This is a genomic window from Aeromonas sp. INTO2, assembly GCF_049860605.1.
In the GTDB taxonomy this organism is placed as follows: domain Bacteria; phylum Pseudomonadota; class Gammaproteobacteria; order Enterobacterales; family Aeromonadaceae; genus Aeromonas; species Aeromonas caviae.
Genome location: NZ_CP187588.1, coordinates 312,501 through 333,660, shown reverse-complemented (window position 1 = coordinate 333,660; position 21,160 = coordinate 312,501). Strand labels below are relative to the sequence as shown.

Here is a 21,160-nt window from a genome sequence, read left to right as displayed (position 1 = left end):
CCCACCCCGAGGGGGTGGGCCGTCAAAAACTGGCTGGTTTCACTGCTCGTCTTCGGGTTCTGCCAGCCAGATCTGCTGATCCGGATCCGTCTCTTCGCAGACCGAAATGCTGACACCCATGTCGAGCAGCTCATGCAGGGTGAGATTGTCTGCCAGAGTCATGGTGTCGCCGTTTTCATTGGTAAAGCGCATGGTGTCCGTCCTCTCCGTGGTGGGATCGACTCAGTTTAGTCAAAGGCGCTGAGTTGGGATAACCAGGGACGCTCCTGGCCGGTGCGGCTGGCAAGCTCCCCCAGGCTGTCACACACCTCCTCCGGAAAGAGGGTCCTGCCCCAGAGGCGGCGGGAGAGCGCCCCCACCTCCTCCCCGGCACCGGCCAGCAACCAGTCGGCCAGCTCTCCTGCCACATCGGGATAGCGTACTCTGCCAGGAGAAGGGGCCTCCAGCCAGCTTCGCACCGCATTGGCATCCAGGCTGTCCATCAACTGGGCCAGCCCCATCAGCTCCAGGGTCCTGCCGTTGGTCAACTGCTCGAACTGGCCACCCAGGGGTTTGACCAGCAGCTTCTTGCCAAGGGAGAGCGCCTCGGAGGCAAGCTCGAATCCCGCATTGCTGATGACCCCGCGACAACCTGCCAGCGCCAGCTTGAACCCCTCTCTGGCCTGAGGTTCAAAGCGGATGTTGCGCCACTCGCTACGCTTGCGCACCTCGGGATGGAAGCAGATGAACGACTGCTGGCTGAAACGCGACAACAGGGCCGCGATCGTCTCTGTCTGCTCGAATGGCAGATAGACCAGGATCTGCTGGTTGTCCGGCACCGGCTCGAGGGGATCGACGATGGGAGGCAGCAGGGGCTGGCCGAAATGGAACCAGTGCAGCCCCAGGGACTGGCGTACCGGCGCAAAATGGCGCATCAGCTGGCGGTTGAAGCCGCTCTCCCCCCAGCGCGGGATCGGCCAGTCGAAGCTCGCCTGATGGCTGATGGTGAGGCTGGGTTTGCCCCAGCGGCGAGCAGCATGGGCACTGAGCGGCTCGAAGTCGCTGATGACCAGATCGTACTCGCGACAATCGAGGGCACGCAGATCTTGCCAGAAACGCAGGGGAGAGAGTCCCTTGAGGGTGCGCCAGCCCGAGATGCGCCCCTGATGGCTGGCGAAAGTGATACCGGGGAAGGTGCGATAATCCCCGAACTCCCCCATCTCGAAGTAGCCGTCGGCGGCGCGCCCGCTGAACAGATAGTCCACCGCCACGCCCCTGCCCTTCAATGCGCGCGCCAGGGTCCGGCTACGACTGATGTGGCCGTTGCCGGTCCCCTGAACGCCGAACAGTATCCTCATCCCTGGCTCCAACCCAGCGCCCAGAGGGCGCAACCACCGCCAAGCAGCGCCCCGGCCACCAGATCACTCAGATAATGCACCCCGAGCAGCAGGCGGGACGCCCCCACCAGCGCGGCCCAGACAAACAGCAGCGGTGCCCAGAGCGGGAAACTGGCGGCCAGTACGGTCGCCATCAGAAAGGCGGCCGCGGTATGGCCCGAGGGCAGGCTGTAACGATCCGACGGGGTGATGAAGACAGGCAGCCCTGCCGGGCGCTGGCGTTTGAGGGCATTCTTGAGCAGCAGGTAGAGTGGCAACTCGAGGGCAAACGCCCAGAGCGCCACCCTGACCGCCTCCTGCCCGGCGCTCCCCTGCCACCAGAGCAGGCAGGCCGCCACGGCATAGAGGGGGCCATCACCGGTACGGGAGACAAGCCGGCTTATCCTGGCCTGCGGCTGATTGTAGGGGTGGAGCAGGCAGGCACGGCACACCCGCAGGTCCCATTGCTGGATCTTGTTCATCACGGCCCTCCCTTGCATCCTGAGTGCAGACTAGGAGGGCGGCATGACACTTCGTTGACGCCCAGATAACAGATTGATGAAAAAAAGGGCCCAGGGGCCCTTTTTCATCCGTCATCCCGAAAAAGTCAGTTCAGGGCACCGCGCAGGCCGTTTTCCATCAGGCGGCAGTTGTGGGCCGCGAGGCGGCTCATGAAGTGCTCGTCCACCGTCAGACCAAACACCTGTTCGTAGAGATCCTTCATCACGAAAGGCTGCCACATCATGCTGAGGAAGGAGATCTTCAGCATCTCGGGGTCCAGGTTGTCCGCCAGCTGGCCGTTGGAGCGCATGGATTCGAGCAGGGCATCGAACTGGGGAAGTTGGCGATCCAGCAGGCGGCTCAGCACAAAATCACGCCCCGGGCTCTTTTCAGTGGACAATGCGCTGGAGATGGCGGAGGTCAGCTCGCTGTTGGGCGCCATCACCTGATAGTAGGTATTGAGCAGATCGGTCAGGCTGCGGTTGCTGCTCTCGTCGTGCCAGGCTTGCTCGAGGGGCTCGGCCACATCCCCCAGCACCGCCTTGTAGAGGCCTTCCTTGCTGCCGAAGTAGTAGTGGATCATCGCCAGATTGGAGCCTGCCAGCTCGGCAATCTCGCGGGTCGTCACCTTGCTGTAGGGGGTGTTGAGAAAACGTTCGCGTGCGGCGGCAAGCAGCTTGTCACGAATGTCGGAACGTCCGACTGGACGGCCAGGTCTGCGTTTTTCCATGGAATACCTCAGATAATTCAGCAAGGGCTGATAAGTCGATCTGATTGTGCGGGTGATCGAGTACAGCAGGAATGACCAGATAATCAGGCATGAACCGAATATGGGACAAGAGAATTTGCACTCCTTTACAATCCGATTAAATAAACCAGTGGATTGAACCTGTCCATTCCGGTTGACACAGCATAAAAATCTCGTTATTGGTAGTAGCGTTATCGACTGGAAGGATTGAGACATCATGCGTATTGCCGCTCCGCTACTACTGCTATCCCTAATCGCGACTCCTCGCGCGGGATCCTTGTAGCCGGGCTAAGGCATAGCCGGAATTTACAGAAACCCGTGCACCCCGCACGGGTTTTTTTATGCCATGCAGGATGCACGCAGCGAACTTAGGAAGAGGGAAGTCACATGTCAGATCGGGTCATCATATTCGACACCACCTTGCGTGATGGTGAGCAGGCGCTGTCGGCCAGCTTGACGGTCAAGGAGAAGCTGCAGATCGCCCAGGCGCTGGAGCGGCTCGGTGTCGATATCATGGAAGTGGGTTTCCCCGTCTCCTCCCCCGGCGATTTTCAATCGGTTCAGACCATCGCCCGCCACATCAAGAACAGCCGGGTCTGTGCCCTGGCTCGCGCCCTGCAAAAAGACATCGATGCCGCCGGCGAAGCCTTGAAAGTGGCAGAGGCGTTTCGCATCCATACCTTCATCTCCACCTCCTCCATCCACGTGGAGAGCAAGCTGAAAAAGAGCTTCGAAGACGTGCTGGAGATGGGGGTCGGCGCCATCAAGCACGCCTTGCGCTACACCGATGACGTGGAGTTCTCCTGCGAAGATGCGGGCCGCACCCCGATAGACAACCTGTGCCGCATGGTGGAAGCCGCCATCAAGGCCGGCGCCCGCACCATCAACATTCCTGACACCGTGGGCTACACAGTGCCGACCGAATTCTCCGGCATCATCCACACCCTGTTCAACCGGGTACCCAACATCGACAAGGCCATCATCTCGGTGCACTGCCACGACGATCTGGGCCTCTCGGTGGCCAACTCCATCAGTGCCGTGCAGATGGGGGCCCGCCAGATCGAGTGCACCATCAACGGCATCGGCGAGCGTGCTGGCAACTGCTCTCTGGAAGAGGTCGCGATGATCCTGAAGACCCGCGCCGACCTGCTCGGGGTACACACCAACATCCGCCACAGCGAGATCCACCGCACCAGCACCCTCGTCAGTCAAATCTGCAACATGCCGGTGCAGCCCAACAAGGCCATCGTCGGCGCCAACGCCTTCTCCCACAGCTCAGGCATCCATCAGGACGGGGTGCTCAAGGCGAAGAACACCTATGAAATCATCACCCCCGAGAGCATCGGTCTCACCCAGAACAACCTCAACATGACCTCCCGCTCCGGCCGCCACGTCATCAAGCACCGGATGGAGTCCATGGGCTACGCCGAGAGCAGCTACGACCTCGACGATCTCTACGCCAAGTTCCTCACCCTGGCCGACAAGAAGGGCCAGGTGTTCGACTACGACCTGGAGGCCCTCGCCTTCTTCAGCCAGATCCATGAGGAACCCGAGCACTTCAAGCTGGAGTACCTTGGCGTGCAGAGCGGCAGCTCGGTGCTCGCCACCGCCTCAGTCAAGCTCAAGGTAGGCCAGGATCTGGTGTGCGAAGCCGCCACCGGCAACGGCCCGGTGGATGCGGTCTACCAGTGCATCAACCGCATCACCGGCTACGAGATCCGCATCGACAAATACGAACTCAAGGGCAAGGGCGAGGGCAAGAACGCCCTCGGCCAGGTGGACATCGTCGCCGAGTACAAGGGGCGCAAGTTCCACGGCATGGGGCTGGCCACCGACATCATCGAATCCTCGGCCCAGGCCCTGGTCCACGTGATCAACAGCATCTGGCGCGCGGACCAGGTGGCCGAGCAGATGGAGCGCAACCACACCATCAAATCGGAAACCGTCTGAGCCCGCCGCCGGACAAGATGACAGCATGACATGGGGAGGACCGGGGCCAGGGCAGTGGCCCGGACCGGCCTCCCGGATGAAACGGAATCACACTATCAAGACGGAGAGAGTATGAGCAGTTATCGGATCGCAGTATTGCCGGGTGACGGCATTGGCCCGGAAGTGATGGCTGAGGCCATCAAGGTACTGGAAAAGGTGCAGACCAAATTCGGCTTCTCCCTCGACTATGACCGTCACGACGTCGGCGGCATCGCCATCGACAACCACGGCACACCGCTGCCCCAGAGCACGATCAAAGGCTGCGAAGCGGCCGATGCGGTGCTGTTCGGATCGGTGGGTGGCCCCAAGTGGGAGCACCTGCCGCCCAACGATCAGCCGGAGCGCGGTGCCCTGCTGCCCCTGCGTGCCCACTTCAAACTGTTCTGCAACCTGCGCCCGGCCCGCATCTACACCGGTCTGGAGCAGTTCTCCCCGCTGCGTGCCGACATCTCCGATCGCGGCTTCGACATCGCCTGCGTGCGCGAGCTGACCGGCGGCATCTATTTCGGCCAGCCCAAGGGGCGTGAAGGGGAAGGCGCCACCGAGAAGGCCTTCGACACCGAGGTGTACCACCGCTTCGAGATCGAGCGCATCGCCAAGATAGCGTTTGAATCGGCCCGGGTGCGCAAGGCCAGGGTCACCTCCATCGACAAGGCCAACGTGCTCGCCTCCTCCATCCTGTGGCGCGAGGTGGTGACCGAGGTCGCCAAGTCCTACCCGGACGTGGCCCTGAACCACATGTACATCGACAACGCCACCATGCAGCTCATCAAGGATCCGTCCCAGTTCGACGTGCTGCTCTGCTCCAACCTGTTCGGTGACATCCTCTCCGACGAGTGCGCCATGATCACTGGCTCCATGGGCCTGCTCCCCTCCGCCAGCCTTAACGAATCCGGCTTCGGCCTGTTCGAGCCGGCCGGTGGCTCGGCCCCAGATATCGCCGGCAAGGGGATTGCGAATCCCATCGCCCAGATCCTCTCCGCCGCCCTGATGCTGCGTTACAGTCTCGGCCAGGAAGCCGCCGCCCAGGCCATCGAGCAGGCCGTGGCCCAGACCCTGGCAGAAGGCTATTTCACCGCCGACCTGCATCAGGCCAGCGCCACGCACCCGGTGCAGAGCACGGCCGACATGGGCAGCCAGATCGCCGCGCGCATCTGATCCCACGGCATCGATAACAAGGAAACCGAGCAATGTCCAAGACCCTCTATCAGAAAGTGTTCGACGCCCACGTGGTGCGGGAAGTGGAAGGGGAAACCCCTCTCATCTACATCGACCGTCATCTGGTGCATGAAGTGACCAGCCCCCAGGCATTCGACGGCCTGCGCGCCATGAACCGCCAGCTGCGTCGCCCGGATCTGACCTGGGCCACCATGGATCACAACGTCTCCACCACCACCAAGGACATCGCCGCCTCCGGCGAGATGGCCCGCATCCAGATGGAGACGCTCGCCGCCAACTGCAAGGCGTTCGGGGTTCGTCTCTATGACTTGAACCACAAGTACCAGGGCATCGTCCACGTGATGGGCCCCGAGCTCGGCATCACATTGCCCGGCACCACCATCGTCTGCGGTGACTCACACACCGCCACCCACGGTGCCTTCGGGTCGCTCGCATTCGGTATCGGCACCTCCGAAGTGGAACACGTAATGGCCACCCAGACCCTGAAACAGGGCCGCGCCAGGACCATGCGTATCTCTGTCAACGGCAAGCTGGCCGCAGGCATCAGCGCCAAAGACGTGGTGCTCGCCATCATCGGCAAGGTAGGTCACGCAGGCGGGACCGGCTACGTGGTGGAGTTCGCCGGTGAAGCCATCGAGGGGCTCACCATGGAAGGGCGCATGACGGTGTGCAACATGGCCATCGAGCTCGGCGCCAAAGCGGGCATGATTGCCCCCGACCAGACCACCATCGACTACATCCGTGGCAAGGAGTTCGCTCCCAAGGGGGAGGCGCTGGAACAGGCCATCGCCTACTGGCTGACCCTCAAGAGCGACGAAGGTGCCCACTTCGACGCCGAAGTGGTGCTCGACGCCGCCGACATCGCCCCGCAAGTGACCTGGGGAACCAACCCGGGCCAGGTGATTGCCGTCAATGAGCCCATCCCTGCACCGGAATCCTTCGCCGATCCGGTGGAGCAGCAGTCCGCCCGCAAGGCCCTCGCCTACATGGACCTGCAACCGGGTCAGAAGCTCTCCGACGTCGCCATCGACAAGGTGTTCATCGGTTCGTGCACCAACAGCCGCATCGAGGATCTGCGCGCTGCCGCCGCCATCGCCCGCGGTCGCAAGGTGGCCGCAGGGGTACAGGCCCTGGTGGTGCCGGGCTCCGAGCAGGTGAAGGCCCAGGCCGAGGCCGAGGGGCTGGACAAGATCTTCATCGAGGCAGGCTTTGAGTGGCGCTTGCCCGGCTGCTCCATGTGTCTGGCCATGAACAACGACCGGCTGCAACCGGGGGAGCGCTGCGCCTCCACCAGCAACCGCAACTTCGAGGGGCGTCAGGGTCGTGCCGGTCGCACCCACCTGGTGAGCCCGGCCATGGCCGCCGCCGCCGCCGTCACCGGCCGCTTCGCCGACATTCGTGCGCTGTAACGACAAGGAGAACATGATGACAGGTTTCAAACAGCATAAAGGGATCGTCGTTCCCCTCGACAGCGCCAACGTCGACACCGACGCCATCATTCCCAAGCAGTTCCTGCAGAAAGTGAACCGCATCGGCTTTGGCAAGCACCTGTTCCACGACTGGCGCTTCCTGGACGATGCAGGGGAGCAGCCCAACCCGGAGTTCGTGCTGAACAAACCGCAATTCGCCGGTGCCAGCATCCTGCTGGCCCGCGAGAACTTCGGCTGCGGCTCGAGTCGCGAGCACGCCCCCTGGGCGCTGGCGGACTACGGCTTCAAGACCATGATCGCCCCGAGCTTTGCCGACATCTTCTACGGCAACGCCATCAACAACGGCATGGTGCCGGTTCGTCTGAAGGAGGAGGAGGTCGACGCCCTGTTCCAGCTGGTCGCCGCCCAGCCGGGCATCGAGATCGAAGTGGATCTGGAGGCCAACCAGGTGCGTGCAGGCAGCCTCACGTTCGGCTTCGAAATCGACGAGTTCCGTCGCTACTGTCTGCTCAACGGGCTGGATGCCATCGGTCTGACCCTGCAGCACGAGGCCGCCATCAGCGCCTTCGAGGCGAAGCAGCCAAGCTGGATTTGACGAGCCTGCGACAAGAAAGCGAGTAGAATCAACAGGGAGCCGAGGCTCCCTGTTTTATTGTCGGGTCGCTGTACAAAGCCCGCCACCTCTGCATGTCCGACAGGAGACACCTATGTCCGCAAGGGGCGCCCTTTCATTGCTCTGCCTGCTGATCAGCCTCCCGGCCCTGGGCGGGCAGACCTCTTTCACCAACAGTGGCGGTCAGCTCAATGTCGGCTGGCAGGACAGAGAGGGCAAGGCGCAGCAGCTCAGCTATCGGCTGGAGGCGGGCAAGCTGCCCCCTCTCATCGCTTACCGTCCAGCTAGGATGCAGGAAGACGTACTGCAAAGCCTGCTGCAGCAGGCACCCCTGGCGTTCCCCGAGGTGCAGTTCTCCCTCGTTCGCCCCGCCATGAGCCTCAGCATCAAGAGCCGCAACGCCGACAAGGCGCGGGAAGCCTCCCAATGGGTCAAGCCCGAGCAGGCCAAACTGGAGGCCGCCTGGCTCACGCAGCACTACTTCCAGCCCTTCACTGCCCCCGACGGCGCTCCCGCCATCAAGCAGGATCATGTGCGCATCGCCCTGGAGAGTCGGGACGAGCTGGCCCCGTTGATGGAGCAGCTCAAGCAGGAAGGGGCCACCGAGACCGAGGCGCGCCAGAAGACGGTGGCCTACATGCTCGACTTCATCCAGGCCATCCCCTATCAACTGCTCGACAGCCAGTCGGGCCGCTCTGGCAAGGGGTTTCTGAGCCCGCGCCAGGTGCTGGAGCAGAACCGGGGGGATTGCGACAGCAAGGTGACCCTGATGGCCGCCCTGCTGGCCCAGGGGTATCCCGATCTCAAGCAGGCCATGGTGTTCGTGCCGGGACATGCCCTGCTGGGGGTGGCCTTGCCAGCCAAACCGGGGGACGCCACCTTGAGCCGGGCGGGGGAGACCTACCTCCTGATGGAGCCGACCGGCCCGGCCCAGCTGCCCATGGGCCAGCTCGCACCCACCAGCAAGACGCTGGTCGACAGCGGCCAGTTGAGCGTGCAGCAGGTGCAGGATGAGGGGAAATGAGACAGGCCAGCCCATGGCTGGCCTGTCTCGAGGAGGACGGGCGCCCGGGTCTCAGGTGAGGGAGAGAAACTCCAGCGCCAGCAGGAGACCGTCTTCTTCCTCCAGCACCCGCACGATGCGGGCCTGGGCCTCGAAGGGAGGCAGAAGATTGCTGCTGGTCGCCAGGCTCACCCGGATGGGCTGGGCCAGATCGAACGCGTGCTTGTTCACCTCAACGCCCATGCCGTTGGCGCTGAGATCCCGGCAGACCCCCTCCAGCACCTGCTGATGCTGGAACAGGGTGACGGGGGCATTGATGACCATGCGCTGGAAGGCACGTCTTTCCTTGGTGCTGGTGATCACTGGGGACTTCCTCCTTGGTGGTGGCTCGCACGATGCGGCCCGTGAAACATAGTGCTGGCCTCCCCCCAGGAACGCCAATACAATGCGATGCGTTGCTCAAACGGGGTGCGGTTTACCGCTGAGATTATACCCGTGAACCTGATCCAGATAATGCTGGCGGAGGAATTTGAGGCATGGCGCGCGTTTTTTGTGCCCTCATCCGCCGGCGCTCACCACACGCGAGGTGCCATTGATGAGCACCCCGACATCCACAGGAGTGCCATTGATGAAGACCCTGCTGCTGATCGCCACCAGCCTGCTCTCTGCCCAGGCGTTTGCCGCCGACACCCTCACCGTCTACACCTACGGCTCCTTCGCCGCCGAATGGGGGCCGGGCCCCAAGATCAAGCAGGCCTTCGAGAAGGAGTGCGGCTGCACCCTCAATCTGGTACCCCTCGAGGATGGCGTCGCTATCCTCAACCGGCTGCGGCTGGAAGGCCAGCACAGCAAGGCCGACATGGTGCTGGGGCTGGACGATGCCCTCATCAGCGAGGCCAAGCAGAGCGGCCTGTTCGCCCCCCATTCCACCAGGCTCGATGGCCTCAAGGTGCCGGGTGGCTGGCAGGACGACACCTTTGTCCCCTATGACTACGGCTACTTCGCCTTCGTCTATGACAGCAACAAGCTCAAGCAGCCCCCCAAGAGCCTGAAGGAGCTGGTGGCACGTCCCGATATCAAGGTGATCTATCAGGATCCCCGCACCTCCACCCCGGGTCAGGGCCTGATGCTCTGGATGAAGTCGGTCTACGGGGATGAGGCACCGACCGCCTGGGCGCAACTGGCCAAAAAGACGGTCACCGTCACCAAGGGGTGGTCAGAGGCCTACGGCATGTTCCTCGACGGCGAGGCGGACATGGTGCTCTCCTACACCACCTCCCCCGCCTATCACCTGATTGCCGAAAACAAGCCCCAGTACCGGGCGGCCGCGTTCGAGGAGGGTCACTACCGCCAGGTGGAAGTGGCGGCCAAGCTCAAGGGCGCCACACAGGGCAAACTGGCTGACCAGTTCCTGCAATTCATGGTGAGCCCCGCCTTCCAGAACGAGATCCCCGGCGGCAACTGGATGTATCCGGTGACAGACGTGGTGCTGCCCAAGGGGTTCGAACAGATGATCACCGTAGCTAAGCCTCTCACCTTCAGCTCTGACGAGGTGGCCGCCAACCGCAAGGGGTGGATCCGCGAATGGCTGCAAGCCGTCACCCAGTGAGTTCAGGTCGTCGTTCCCTCTGGTGGCTGCCCGGCAGTGCAGCCACCCTGGTCATCCTGCTGCTCTCCATTGGGCCGCTGGTCGCCCTGTTGTGGCAGGCGGGGGCCCTCTCCCCCCGCGCCCTGCTAGGCGATCCCTACCTGCGCCACGTGCTGGGTTTCAGCCTCTGGCAGGCACTGCTCTCCACCCTGCTGAGCCTGGGGCTTGCCATCCCGGTGGCCAGAGCCCTGGCGCGACGCCGTTTCACCGGACGCCGCCTGCTGCTCAAGCTGTTCGGCCTCTCCCTGGTGTTGCCGGTCATCATCGCCATCTTCGGCATGGTGGCGGTGCACGGTCGTCAGGGCTGGCTGCCGCAACTGCTGCACGGCCTGGGCCTGGATCCCGGCAACTATCTCTATGGCCTGTTCGGCATCCTGCTGGCCCATGTCTTCTTCAACATGCCGCTGGCCGCCCGCCTCATCCTGCAGAGCATAGAGAGCATCCCCGAATCCTCCTGGCGCCTCGCCAGCCAGCTCGGCATGCGCTCCTCCCACATCTTCCGGCTGCTGGAGTGGCCGCTCATCCGCGGCATCTTGCCGGGGCTCGCCAGCCTCATCTTCATGCTCTGCTTCACCAGCTTCACCACAGTGCTGGCGCTCGGGGGCGGCCCCAAGTCCACCACACTGGAGGTAGCTGTCTACCAGGCGCTGCGCTTTGACTTCGATCTCGCCACCGCTGGCGGGCTCGCCCTGGTGCAACTGCTGCTGACCCTGGCCCTGCTCCTGCTGCAACACAAGCTGCAGACCACCCCGGCCAGTCGCCTCACCAGCCGTCGCCCCTGCCTGCGTCCCGACAGACACCAGAAGGGCAGCGCTCTGGTGGATGGCCTGGCCCTGACCATGGGGCTCGCCATCTTCCTGCCGCCCCTGCTGGCCATCGTGGTCGCCGGGTTCAACCCCGGTCTGCTGGCGGCGCTCGGCTCACCCCGGCTGTGGCAGGCAGGGGGGCAGTCCCTGGGCATAGCCCTGGCGGCAGGCTCCCTGGCCACTTTGCTCGGTGCCGGGCTGCTGCTCACCAGCCGGCATCTGAGGGTGCGGGATCGCAAACGGCGGGCCGCCGCCCTGTGGGAGGCCAGCGGCTCCATGATCCTGATGATCCCGGCGGTGGTGCTCTCCACCGGCCTCTTCATCTTGTTCATGCCTTTCACCGACGTCTTTGCCCTGGGCCCCTGGCTGGTGGTGCTGGTCAACGCCCTGATGGCGCTGCCCTATGTGCTGCGCACCCTCTCGGCCCCCATGCAACTGGTGGTGCGCCAGTACGATCGGCTGGCGGACAGCCTGGGGGTGCGCGGCCTGCATCGCCTGCGCCTGGTGGAGTGGCCCCTGCTGCGCCGTCCGCTGGCCCTGGCCATGGCGCTCTCGATGATATTGTCCCTCGGGGATCTCGGGGCCATCGCCATGTTCGGCAGCCAGACCCTCACTACCCTGCCCTGGCTGCTCTATCAGCAGCTCGGCAGCTACCGGCTGACCGAGGCGGCCGCCACCGCCCTGCTGCTGCTCACCCTCTGCTTCTCCCTGTTCTGGCTGGTGGAGCGGGGACTGGGAGGCAGGCATGTGGATCACTGATCCCCGGCGGTATTGCCGCCTCCCCGCCCCCAGGATCCGGCCGGGCACGTCCCTGGGGCGCCCCTTGGGGCAGTCACTCACGCTGCCTTTCATCAATTTTTCTTACTTGTTGTTCTATAAAACGACATTCAGGAGCCAAACATGCTGGTAATTGAGGAACTGGTCACCAGTTATCCCGACTGGCAGGTGACCTTCAGTGCGACCTTGCCCAAAGGGGAGATCACCGCCCTCATCGGTCCGAGCGGCGCCGGCAAGTCCACCCTGCTCGGCATGATCGCGGGCTTCGTGCCGGTGGAGTCGGGCACCCTCACCTTCGACGGCCAGGATCTGCTGTCACTGGGCCCCGCCGAGCGCCCGGTCACCACCCTGTTCCAGGATCACAACCTCTTCCTGCACCTGTCGGTGTTCGACAACATCGCCATCGGCCTGCATCCCGGCCTGCGCTTGAATCCGGCCCAGAAAAGGCAGGTGCAGGAGGCCGCTGACAAGGTGGGCCTGGGGGAGATGCTGACGCGCCTGCCGGAGCAGCTCTCCGGCGGCCAGCAGCAGCGGGTGGGGCTGGCCCGCGCACTGGTGCGGGGCAGGCCGCTGCTGCTGCTGGACGAGCCCTTCTCGGCCCTCGATCCGGCCCTGCGGCGGGAGATGCTGGCGGAGGTCGCCCGCCTCGCCTGCGAGCAGGGCATCACCGTACTGATGGTCTCTCACAACCCCGAGGATGCCCAGCTCATCGCCGATCAGGTGCTCTTCATCGACGCGGGGCGCATCGCCTTGCAGGGCAAGCCGGATATTCTGCAAAGCAGCGATCACCCGGGGCTGCTGCGCTACCTGGGCCGACCGAGAGAGACATGAGATAGAAGGGATCAAAAAAGGGAAGCCACCTGGCTTCCCTTTTCATGAGTGGCCAGTTGGCCGGGGATCAGAGGTTTTCCTCGGCAAACGAAGCCAGCCGGCTGCGCACCACCCCGTTCAGGAAGATATTGGCACTGCCGTCGAAGTCCTTGAACCGCTCGACGATGTAGGTCAGACCCGAGGTCACCGGGCTCAGGTAGTTGGAGTCTATTTGAGCCAGGTTGCCGGAGCAGACGATCTTGGTCCCCTCCCCGCAGCGGGTGATGATGGTCTTGATCTGGGACGCGGTCAGGTTCTGGCACTCGTCCAGCAGCACGAAGGTGTTCTGGATGCTGCGCCCGCGCATGAAGTTGACCGATTTGAACTGGATATTGGCCTTCTCCATGATGTAGCTGAGGGACCCGCTCATGTTCTCGTCCTGCTTATGCAGCACCTCCAGAGTGTCGGTGACCGCCGCCAGCCAGGGCATCATCTTCTCTTCTTCGGTGCCGGGCAGGAAGCCGATGCTCTCGGCGATTTCCGGGGTATTTCGAGTGACGATCACCTTCTCGTAGATCCCCTTCTCGATCACCAGCTCCAGCGCCGCCGCCATGGCGAGCAGGGTCTTGCCGCAGCCCGCCGGGCCGGTCAGGATCACCAGGTCGATGTGCGGATCCAGCAGGGCATCCAGCGCCATGCCCTGATAGACGTTCTTGGGATGCACCCCCCAGGCCTTGCGGGACATCAGCCGCTCGCGGCCGAGATCTTTCAGGCGGATCTTGTTGCCGTCGTGGCTCAGCACCCGCGCGGCAAAGAAGTTCTCCTCGTCCAGCAGGTACTGGTTGACGTGGACTCCCTCCAGCAGGTTGGCATCGATGACGTGGACCGTATCGCGGCCATGGGTTTCGCTGTCGCACTCACCGACCCGCTCCCAGAAGCTGCCGGGCACCACCTGGAAGCCCTTGGCGAGCAGGCGGATGTCGTCGATGAGCTGGTCGCTGCGGTAATCCTCCACATGGGCAAGACCTGCTCCCTTGGCCTTGAGGCGCATGTTGATGTCTTTGGTGACCAGCACCACCTGACGCTTCATCTCGTGCTTTTGCAGATAGAGGGCGGCGTTGATGATGCGGTTGTCCGCCTCCTTGTCGGTGAACACCTCGGCATCCTGGGGCAGATGATGATCGCTGAAGATGGAGATACGGCCGCTCGCCTCGCCGGCCAGTGCCACTCCTTGCACTATCTGCTCCGGAGTCGCATCGCGGAAGACATCTTCCAGGGCACGGATGGCGATGCGGGCATCACGGCTGACGTCCTTCTGGCGATCCTTGATGTTGTCGAGCTCTTCGAGCACCGTCATGGGGATGAGCACGTCGTGCTCTTGGAAGGAGTAGATGGCGAGGGGTTCGTGAAGCAGAACGTTGGTATCCAGGATAAACAGCTTTCGGTCCGTGTTGTCCATAAGCATCCTCCTTGGCACTGAAGGTGCCACGTGTGTGAATCTCAGATGTCATTGAAACCACACGGCCGTGACAGTTTTATTACCCCCAACGCTACGCCCGAATTTACCGGTGCGCAACAAATCGCTGCCATCATGGGCGTCGTTCGAACATAAAATCAGCAACGAAAAGGCCGGCATGTTGCCGGCCTTTGGTGGCAATCAGCACCTCAACCGCACTTGGAATCCCCGCAGTTGAGACAGGTCATGCAGCCATCCTTTTGCACCAGCGCCTTGGTGTGGCACTTGTAGCAGAGCGCGGCACTGGGTGGGAAACCGCTGCCCGCCGGCTGCTCTTCTGCCTGTTGCTGTGCCTGCAATTGCGCCTGCTTCTCGGCCAGGAACGCCTGCTGGTGCTCGTCCAGCCCGGGCACCTTGAGCATGCCGATCTCGGTGAGATGGGTTTCGATCACGTTGCCAATTTCGGCGATGAGCGAAGGCACGTACTTGCCCTTGTTCCAGTAGCCCCCCTTGGGATCGAACACGGAGCGCAACTCCTCCACCAGAAAGGTGACGTCCCCTCCCTTGCGAAACACCGCCGAGATGATGCGGGTCAGCGCCACTATCCACTGATAGTGCTCCAGGCTCTTGGAGTTGATGAAGATCTCGAACGGGCGCCGGGTCTCGTGCACCGTGCCCTCGTTAAGAATGATGTCGTTGATGGTGATGAACAGCGAGTGCTCGGAGACGTGCTCCGGCGTCTTCAGCTTGTAGGTGGTGCCCATCAACCGTTCCGGGCGCAGCACGGTTTCATGCATGTGCACCACGTCATCCTGGGGCGTCGGCGCATCTTGCGGCTCATCCCGGGTTTTTACCTTGTAGGCGACGATTTTTCTGTCGATCTTCTTGACCATGTCTCGTCCTCAGAACTTGCCGTAATAGCCTTCTTTCAAGGCGTCATAGAGGTTGGCGGCGGTGTGCAGCTCGCCATCGTATTCGATCTCCTCGTTCCCCTTCGCCGTGATGACGGTGCCATCTTCCAGGGTAAACTCGTAACTGGTGTTCTCCAGATCCTTCTCCTTCACCAGCACGCCCTGGAAGGCGGCCGGGTTGAAGCGGAAGGTGGTACAGCCCTTTAGGCCGGAGTCCGAGGCATAGAGGTAGATATCCTTGAACTGCTCGAACGGAAAATCGGTCGGCACGTTGGCGGTCTTGGAGATAGAGGAGTCGATCCAGCGCTGGGCCGCCGCCTGGATATCCACGTGCCCGGTCGGCGTGATGTCGTCCGCGGTGATGAAGTAATCCGGCAGGCGGCTACCCTCCTCCTCGGCATAGGGCATGGCGGCCGGGTTCACCAGCTCGCGATAAGCCAGCAGCTCGAAGGAGTAGACATCCACGCTCTCCTTGCTCTTCTTGCCCGGTTTGATGACATTGCGGCTGTAGTGGTGGGCAAAGCTCGGCTCGATGCCGTTGCTGGCGTTGTTGGCGAGCGACAGGGAGATGGTACCGGTCGGTGCTATGCTGCTGTGGTGGGTGAAGCGTCCACCCACCTCGGCCAGCTCGGCTACCAGAGCGGGATCCACCTCGGCCACCTGCTGCATATAGCGGCTGTAGCGGGCATGCAACACCTTGCCCTTCACCTTGTCGCCGAGCTTGATGCCATCTGCCGCCATTTCGGGGCGCAGACGCAGCATCTTGCCGGTGACTTCGAACTCCTGCTCCATGATGGGGGCCGGCCCCTTCTCCTTCGCCAGACGCAGAGACTCCTGCCAGCCGGTCATCGCCAGCTCCTGGGAGACCTGTTCGGTGAAGGCGACGGAGGCCGCAGAGCCGTACTTGATGCGCAGCATGGTGAGGGTCGAGCCCAGCCCCAGGAAGCCCATGCCGTGGCGACGCTTGGCGGTGATCTCCTCGCGCTGCTTGGCCAGCGGCAGCTGGTTTATCTCCACCACGTTGTCGAGCATGCGGGTGAAGATGGCCACCACCTTGCGAAACGCGGGCCAGTCGAAGGCGGCCTGCTCGGTGAAGGGATCGCGCACGAAGGTGGTCAGGTTGACCGAGCCCAGCAGGCAGGCCCCATAGGGCGGCAGAGGCTGTTCACCGCAAGGGTTGGTGGCACGGATCTCTTCGCAGAACCAGTTGTTGTTCATCTGGTTCACCTTGTCGATCAGGATGAAACCGGGCTCCGCATAGTCGTAGGTAGAGGTCATGATGACGTTCCACAGCTTGCGCGCGGGCAGGGTCTTGTAGACCTTGCAGGCCACCTGGCCCAGCTCGTTGATCACCACACCCTCCTTGTTGGGCCAGTCCGCCCAGACCACCCTCACAGGGTCATCCAGCGCGATGCCATCCTGCTCCACCTCCTTGGCGGTGTAGGGGAAGATCAGTTGCCAGGGGGCATCCTCCTTCACCGCACTGACGAACTCTTCGGTGATGAGCAGGGAGAGGTTGAATTGACGCAGGCGACCATCCTCCCGCTTGGCCTGGATGAACTCGACGACATCGGGGTGACGGATATCCATGGTGCCCATCTGGGCGCCACGACGGCCACCGGCAGAGGAGACGGTAAAGCACATCTTGTCGTAGATATCCATGAAGGAGAGCGGCCCCGAGGTATAGGCCCCCGCTCCCGAAACGAAGGCTCCGCGCGGTCGCAGGGTCGAGAAGTCGTAACCGATGCCGCAACCCGCCTTCAGGGTCAGCCCCGCCTCGTGCACCTTGCCGAGGATATCGTCCATCGAATCCTCAATGGTGCCGGAGACGGTGCAGTTGATGGTGGAGGTCGCCGGCTTGTGCTCAAACGCCCCGGCGTTGGAGGTGATACGGCCCGCTGGAATGGCACCATTGCGCAGGGCCCACAGGAAGGGTTCATACCAGGTGTCGGGTTCGCGCTCCTGCGCAGCCAGCGCGCGAGCGACACGCTGGTAGGTCTCGTCGATGGAGCCGTCGATGGGGGCGCCATCCTTGCTCTTGAGACGATACTTGCTGTCCCAGATCTCGAGAGACGTCTCCTGCAGAGGGATCTGGCGGCTGGCGGTGACGCCCTCCAGTACCGGAATGGATTTAGCCATGGTCAATCAACCTCCTGTGAATGGGGCAATATCGTGACAAAAATACTACCAGTAGTGAATTTAAGAACTCAAAGCACAATATATTGTGATTCATCCGTCATAAGGGCGCCGATTCTATCCTAAAAAAATGCCCCGGCCAGCAGATTTCTGGGCCAGGGCATTTAACCGGTTCAATTTCCGAGAGATTTAAAGCGAGAGACTATCTCAGGGTTTCTTGACGTATACGCTCGGAGTCTCACCCGCCATATTCAGATAGAACTCATAGACGCCATCCGCCTCGGGCGAGAACTTCATGTCCTCATACTTGGAGCACGGATTGACCGGTACAGGCTCCCCGCCGAGCACGGCAACGCCATCGCTCGGGCTCTTGTAGCCGAAGTTGGTGCCACAACTCCAGCCGGAGTCGGCAAACTTGAACTTGTAAGGAGCCCACTCTTTCTTGAGCGTCCCCTTGGCCATGTAGAGCTTGTCGGCAACCTTGACGACCTTGCTTTCGTCGGTGGCCATCCAGTCGTTCATCTCACCACGCAGGTAGATGGACTTGCCGCCGAAGTCGCTGTTGTCCGCCGCCGCCTGCTCTGCACCACCATTGGATGCGCAACCGCCTAATACCAGGGTTCCCGCCGCCAGCATCATCGTTACTGTTCTTTTGAACATGTGTCCATTCCTCAAATTATTGTGATTCCTTGGTCCATCGATGTGGACCCGGGAATTAAACCAGAGCAGGCATGACAAGAAAGGTAGAAGCATCACATTCTGTGCTTTTTATATCCAGAATGCAGGCTTTCGAACAGATATTGAACAGAAACAGGCCACAAACAAGTCGATATTAGCTGGGATGATGAATGCGAGTATCAGAAAACACGGCGGGAAACAGCACCATAGTGCCCGCTTGCCCTCCAGTGAGGGCTGAATTTCAGGCAATAAAAAACCCCGCTCGAGTAAGCGGGGTTTCTTGTATTGGGTGCCTGGCAGTGTCCTACTCTCGCATGGCGAATGCCACACTACCATCGGCGCTACAGCGTTTCACTTCTGAGTTCGGCATGGGGTCAGGTGGTTCCACTGCGCTATTGCCGCCAGGCAAAAATCTTCAATCTGAAAAAGCTGATTTAGTTATTCGTTCTCGGTATCTGCTACAAGTCTCTGAACACTTCTTGGGTGTTGTATGGTTAAGCCTCACGGGTAATTAGTATGGGTTAGCTCAACGTATCGCTACGCTTACACACCCCACCTATCAACGTTGTGGTCTCCAACGGCCCTTTAGGACCCTCAAGGGGTCAGGGATGACTCATCTCAGGGCTCGCTTCCCGCTTAGATGCTTTCAGCGGTTATCGATTCCGAACTTAGCTACCGGGCAGTGCCACTGGCGTGACAACCCGAACACCAGAGGTTCGTTCACTCCGGTCCTCTCGTACTAGGAGCAACTCCCTTCAATCATCCAACGCCCACGGCAGATAGGGACCGAACTGTCTCACGACGTTCTGAACCCAGCTCGCGTACCACTTTAAATGGCGAACAGCCATACCCTTGGGACCGACTTCAGCCCCAGGATGTGATGAGCCGACATCGAGGTGCCAAACACCGCCGTCGATATGAACTCTTGGGCGGTATCAGCCTGTTATCCCCGGAGTACCTTTTATCCGTTGAGCGATGGCCCTTCCATTCAGAACCACCGGATCACTATGACCTACTTTCGTACCTGCTCGACCTGTCCGTCTCGCAGTTAAGCTGGCTTATGCCATTGCACTAACCTCCTGATGTCCGACCAGGATTAGCCAACCTTCGTGCTCCTCCGTTACTCTTTGGGAGGAGACCGCCCCAGTCAAACTACCCACCAGGCACTGTCCGCGGCCCAGATTCATGGGCCTGCGTTAGAACATCAAACATACAAGGGTGGTATTTCAAGGACGGCTCCAGCGCAACTGGCGTCACGCCTTCAAAGCCTCCCACCTATCCTACACATGTAGGTTCAATGTTCAGTGCCAAGCTGTAGTAAAGGTTCACGGGGTCTTTCCGTCTAGCCGCGGGTACACCGCATCTTCACGGCGAATTCGATTTCACTGAGTCTCGGGTGGAGACAGCATGGCCATGGTTACACCATTCGTGCAGGTCGGAACTTACCCGACAAGGAATTTCGCTACCTTAGGACCGTTATAGTTACGGCCGCCGTTTACCGGGGCTTCGATCAAGAGCTTCGCTTGCGCTAACCCCATCAATTAACCTTCCGGCACCGGGCAGGTGTCACACCCTATACGTCCACTTTCGTGTTTGCAGAGTGCTGTGTTTTTGATAAACAGTCCCAGCCATCTGGTCACTGCGACTCCCGACAGCTCCATCCGCAAGGGACTTCACCATCAAGAGCGAACCTTCTCCCGAAGTTACGGTTCTATTTTGCCTAGTTCCTTCACCCGAGTTCTCTCAAGCGCCTTGGTATTCTCTACCCGACCACCTGTGTCGGTTTGGGGTACGATGACTTGTAATCTGAAGCTTAGAGGCTTTTCCTGGAAGCAGGGCATCAATGGCTTCCGCACCGTGGTGCGTTCGTCTCGTGTCTCAGTGTTGTGTCTCCGGATTTGCCTAGAAACACCACCTACGCACTTTCACCAGGACAACCGTCGCCTGGCCCACCTAGCCTTCTCCGTCCCCCCATCGCAATTACAAGTCGTGCAGGAATATTAACCTGCTTCCCATCGATTACGCCTTTCGGCCTCACCTTAGGGGTCGACTCACCCTGCCCCGATTAACGTTGGACAGGAACCCTTGGTCTTCCGGCGAGGAGGCTTTTCACCCCCTTTATCGTTACTTACGTCAGCATTCGCACTTCTGATATCTCCAGCATGCCTCTCGACACACCTTCGCAGACTTACAGAACGCTCCCCTACCACTCACGCTTAGCGTGAATCCGCGGCTTCGGTGCCTGGTTTGAGCCCCGTTACATCTTCCGCGCAGGCCGACTCGACTAGTGAGCTATTACGCTTTCTTTAAATGATGGCTGCTTCTAAGCCAACATCCTAGCTGTCTGAGCCTTCCCACATCGTTTCCCACTTAACCAGAACTTTGGGACCTTAGCCGGCGGTCTGGGTTGTTTCCCTCTTCACGACGGACGTTAGCACCCGCCGTGTGTCTCCCGGATAGTACTTACTGGTATTCGGAGTTTGCATGGGGTTGGTAAGTCGGGATGACCCCCTAGCCCAAACAGTGCTCTACCCCCAGTAGTATTCGTCCGAGGCGCTACCTAAATAGCTTTCGGGGAGAACCAGCTATCTCCGAGTTTGATTGGCCTTTCACCCCCAGCCACAGGTCATCCCCTAACTTTGCAACGTTAGTGGGTTCGGTCCTCCAGTTGATGTTACTCAACCTTCAACCTGCCCATGGCTAGATCACCCGGTTTCGGGTCTACACCTTGCAACTAGACGCCCAGTTAAGACTCGGTTTCCCTACGGCTCCCCTATACGGTTAACCTCGCTACAAAATGTAAGTCGCTGACCCATTATACAAAAGGTACGCAGTCACCCCGAAGGGCTCCCACTGCTTGTACGTACACGGTTTCAGGTTCTATTTCACTCCCCTCACAGGGGTTCTTTTCGCCTTTCCCTCACGGTACTGGTTCACTATCGGTCAGTCAGGAGTATTTAGCCTTGGAGGATGGTCCCCCCATATTCAGACAGGATGTCACGTGTCCCGCCCTACTCGATTTCACATCAAGGTTGTTTTCGTGTACGGGGCTATCACCCTGTATCGCCGGCCTTTCCAGGACCGTTCCACTAACTTCCAAGATGCTTAAGGGCTAATCCC

The 21,160-nt window shown here is 61.1% G+C and carries 17 protein-coding genes, 2 rRNA genes and 1 riboswitch (1 of these 20 running past the window's edge); of the genes, 8 read left to right on the top strand and 11 right to left on the bottom strand.

What is annotated here, in order from left to right; translation table 11 throughout:
* Positions 1 to 39: 39 nt before the first annotated feature.
* From ACPW74_RS01695 to ACPW74_RS01680, 4 genes are all read right to left on the bottom strand, one after another.
* A complete protein-coding gene (locus tag ACPW74_RS01695) occupies positions 40 to 192 on the bottom strand; it encodes a hypothetical protein (RefSeq protein ID WP_010673158.1) in 153 nt (50 codons plus the stop codon).
* Positions 193 to 227: 35 nt separating this feature from the next.
* The gene (locus ACPW74_RS01690) at positions 228 to 1,337 is read right to left on the bottom strand and encodes an MJ1255/VC2487 family glycosyltransferase (RefSeq protein WP_279981832.1); all 1,110 of its coding nucleotides are present in this window, start codon (positions 1,335 to 1,337) and stop codon (positions 228 to 230) included.
* Positions 1,334 to 1,837 (bottom strand): phosphatase PAP2 family protein, encoded by a 504-nt coding sequence (locus ACPW74_RS01685; protein ID WP_279981833.1) that lies wholly within the window; start codon positions 1,835 to 1,837, stop codon positions 1,334 to 1,336. The genes ACPW74_RS01690 and ACPW74_RS01685 overlap by 4 nt, the downstream gene beginning before the upstream one ends.
* A gap of 125 nt (positions 1,838 to 1,962) precedes the next feature.
* A complete protein-coding gene (locus ACPW74_RS01680) occupies positions 1,963 to 2,586 on the bottom strand; it encodes a TetR/AcrR family transcriptional regulator (RefSeq protein WP_010673155.1) in 624 nt (207 codons plus the stop codon).
* Positions 2,587 to 2,991: 405 nt separating this feature from the next.
* Here ACPW74_RS01680 and leuA point away from each other — a divergent pair, with 405 nt between their 5' ends.
* The 5 genes from leuA to ACPW74_RS01655 all read left to right on the top strand — a co-directional run bounded on the left by leuA (position 2,992) and on the right by ACPW74_RS01655 (position 8,839).
* A complete protein-coding gene (leuA, locus tag ACPW74_RS01675; RefSeq protein ID WP_010673154.1) occupies positions 2,992 to 4,554 on the top strand; it encodes a 2-isopropylmalate synthase in 1,563 nt (520 codons plus the stop codon).
* Between the two features lie 111 nt (positions 4,555 to 4,665).
* Positions 4,666 to 5,751 carry a 3-isopropylmalate dehydrogenase gene (gene leuB / locus ACPW74_RS01670; RefSeq protein ID WP_041211114.1) on the top strand — a complete coding sequence of 362 codons (1,086 nt, stop codon included), beginning with the start codon at positions 4,666 to 4,668 and terminating at the stop codon, positions 5,749 to 5,751.
* 32 nt (positions 5,752 to 5,783) lie between these two features.
* The gene (gene leuC / locus ACPW74_RS01665; protein WP_041211113.1) at positions 5,784 to 7,181 is read left to right on the top strand and encodes a 3-isopropylmalate dehydratase large subunit; all 1,398 of its coding nucleotides are present in this window, start codon (positions 5,784 to 5,786) and stop codon (positions 7,179 to 7,181) included.
* Between the two features lie 16 nt (positions 7,182 to 7,197).
* Positions 7,198 to 7,797: a 3-isopropylmalate dehydratase small subunit gene (gene leuD / locus ACPW74_RS01660; RefSeq protein ID WP_039041180.1), complete on the top strand. Its 600-nt coding sequence runs from the start codon at positions 7,198 to 7,200 to the stop codon at positions 7,795 to 7,797.
* Positions 7,798 to 7,909: 112 nt separating this feature from the next.
* The gene (locus tag ACPW74_RS01655; protein ID WP_279981835.1) at positions 7,910 to 8,839 is read left to right on the top strand and encodes a transglutaminase domain-containing protein; all 930 of its coding nucleotides are present in this window, start codon (positions 7,910 to 7,912) and stop codon (positions 8,837 to 8,839) included.
* Between the two features lie 51 nt (positions 8,840 to 8,890).
* Here ACPW74_RS01655 and ACPW74_RS01650 read toward each other — a convergent pair whose 3' ends face one another.
* A complete protein-coding gene (locus tag ACPW74_RS01650) occupies positions 8,891 to 9,181 on the bottom strand; it encodes a PilZ domain-containing protein (RefSeq protein WP_039041182.1) in 291 nt (96 codons plus the stop codon).
* Positions 9,182 to 9,272: 91 nt separating this feature from the next.
* A riboswitch (TPP riboswitch) is annotated at positions 9,273 to 9,363 on the top strand.
* Between the two features lie 83 nt (positions 9,364 to 9,446).
* Between ACPW74_RS01650 and thiB the strand changes: the two genes are divergently transcribed.
* The 3 genes from thiB (at position 9,447) to thiQ (ending at position 12,880) form a co-directional block, all read left to right on the top strand.
* Positions 9,447 to 10,427, top strand: coding sequence for a thiamine ABC transporter substrate binding subunit (thiB, locus tag ACPW74_RS01645; RefSeq protein ID WP_210537823.1), 981 nt, complete (start codon positions 9,447 to 9,449; stop codon positions 10,425 to 10,427).
* Positions 10,403 to 12,031, top strand: coding sequence for a thiamine/thiamine pyrophosphate ABC transporter permease (thiP, locus tag ACPW74_RS01640; RefSeq protein ID WP_050485252.1), 1,629 nt, complete (start codon positions 10,403 to 10,405; stop codon positions 12,029 to 12,031). Before thiB ends, thiP begins: the two co-directional genes overlap by 25 nt.
* A gap of 141 nt (positions 12,032 to 12,172) precedes the next feature.
* Entirely contained in the window at positions 12,173 to 12,880 is a 708-nt protein-coding gene (thiQ, locus tag ACPW74_RS01635) for a thiamine ABC transporter ATP-binding protein (RefSeq protein WP_128344837.1), read from the top strand.
* Positions 12,881 to 12,947: 67 nt separating this feature from the next.
* On the opposite strand, the gene ACPW74_RS01630 is transcribed toward thiQ, so the two are convergent.
* From ACPW74_RS01630 to ACPW74_RS01605, 6 genes are all read right to left on the bottom strand, one after another.
* Positions 12,948 to 14,318 (bottom strand): PhoH family protein, encoded by a 1,371-nt coding sequence (locus ACPW74_RS01630; RefSeq protein ID WP_279981836.1) that lies wholly within the window; start codon positions 14,316 to 14,318, stop codon positions 12,948 to 12,950.
* A 206-nt stretch (positions 14,319 to 14,524) separates the two neighbouring features.
* Positions 14,525 to 15,208, bottom strand: coding sequence for a hypothetical protein (locus tag ACPW74_RS01625; RefSeq protein WP_010673144.1), 684 nt, complete (start codon positions 15,206 to 15,208; stop codon positions 14,525 to 14,527).
* 9 nt (positions 15,209 to 15,217) lie between these two features.
* Positions 15,218 to 17,365, bottom strand: coding sequence for an adenosylcobalamin-dependent ribonucleoside-diphosphate reductase (locus tag ACPW74_RS01620; protein ID WP_201984597.1), 2,148 nt, complete (start codon positions 17,363 to 17,365; stop codon positions 15,218 to 15,220).
* A 204-nt stretch (positions 17,366 to 17,569) separates the two neighbouring features.
* Complete coding sequence (locus ACPW74_RS01615) at positions 17,570 to 18,022, bottom strand: pullulanase (RefSeq protein ID WP_029313820.1); 453 nt, start codon at positions 18,020 to 18,022, stop codon at positions 17,570 to 17,572.
* Between the two features lie 309 nt (positions 18,023 to 18,331).
* Positions 18,332 to 18,446: ribosomal RNA gene (gene rrf / locus ACPW74_RS01610) — 5S ribosomal RNA — on the bottom strand.
* 84 nt (positions 18,447 to 18,530) lie between these two features.
* Positions 18,531 to 21,160, bottom strand: a 23S ribosomal RNA gene (locus ACPW74_RS01605); it runs 259 nt beyond the window's last position.

Excerpts from the sequence above, each read along its gene's own strand:
- ACPW74_RS01655 (WP_279981835.1), top strand. The coding sequence starts at position 7,910 with ATGTCCGCAAGGGGCGCCCTTTCATTGCTCTGCCTGCTGATCAGCCTC.
- thiP (WP_050485252.1), top strand. The coding sequence starts at position 10,403 with ATGGCTGCAAGCCGTCACCCAGTGAGTTCAGGTCGTCGTTCCCTCTGG.
- ACPW74_RS01690 (WP_279981832.1), bottom strand. The coding sequence starts at position 1,337 with ATGAGGATACTGTTCGGCGTTCAGGGGACCGGCAACGGCCACATCAGT.
- leuD (WP_039041180.1), top strand. The coding sequence starts at position 7,198 with ATGACAGGTTTCAAACAGCATAAAGGGATCGTCGTTCCCCTCGACAGC.
- ACPW74_RS01620 (WP_201984597.1), bottom strand. The coding sequence starts at position 17,365 with ATGGCTAAATCCATTCCGGTACTGGAGGGCGTCACCGCCAGCCGCCAG.
- ACPW74_RS01685 (WP_279981833.1), bottom strand. The coding sequence starts at position 1,837 with ATGAACAAGATCCAGCAATGGGACCTGCGGGTGTGCCGTGCCTGCCTG.
- leuB (WP_041211114.1), top strand. The coding sequence starts at position 4,666 with ATGAGCAGTTATCGGATCGCAGTATTGCCGGGTGACGGCATTGGCCCG.
- ACPW74_RS01625 (WP_010673144.1), bottom strand. The coding sequence starts at position 15,208 with ATGGTCAAGAAGATCGACAGAAAAATCGTCGCCTACAAGGTAAAAACC.
- ACPW74_RS01680 (WP_010673155.1), bottom strand. The coding sequence starts at position 2,586 with ATGGAAAAACGCAGACCTGGCCGTCCAGTCGGACGTTCCGACATTCGT.
- ACPW74_RS01615 (WP_029313820.1), bottom strand. The coding sequence starts at position 18,022 with ATGTTCAAAAGAACAGTAACGATGATGCTGGCGGCGGGAACCCTGGTA.
- leuC (WP_041211113.1), top strand. The coding sequence starts at position 5,784 with ATGTCCAAGACCCTCTATCAGAAAGTGTTCGACGCCCACGTGGTGCGG.
- leuA (WP_010673154.1), top strand. The coding sequence starts at position 2,992 with ATGTCAGATCGGGTCATCATATTCGACACCACCTTGCGTGATGGTGAG.
- thiQ (WP_128344837.1), top strand. The coding sequence starts at position 12,173 with ATGCTGGTAATTGAGGAACTGGTCACCAGTTATCCCGACTGGCAGGTG.
- ACPW74_RS01630 (WP_279981836.1), bottom strand. The coding sequence starts at position 14,318 with ATGGACAACACGGACCGAAAGCTGTTTATCCTGGATACCAACGTTCTG.
- ACPW74_RS01695 (WP_010673158.1), bottom strand. The coding sequence starts at position 192 with ATGCGCTTTACCAATGAAAACGGCGACACCATGACTCTGGCAGACAAT.
- thiB (WP_210537823.1), top strand. The coding sequence starts at position 9,447 with ATGAAGACCCTGCTGCTGATCGCCACCAGCCTGCTCTCTGCCCAGGCG.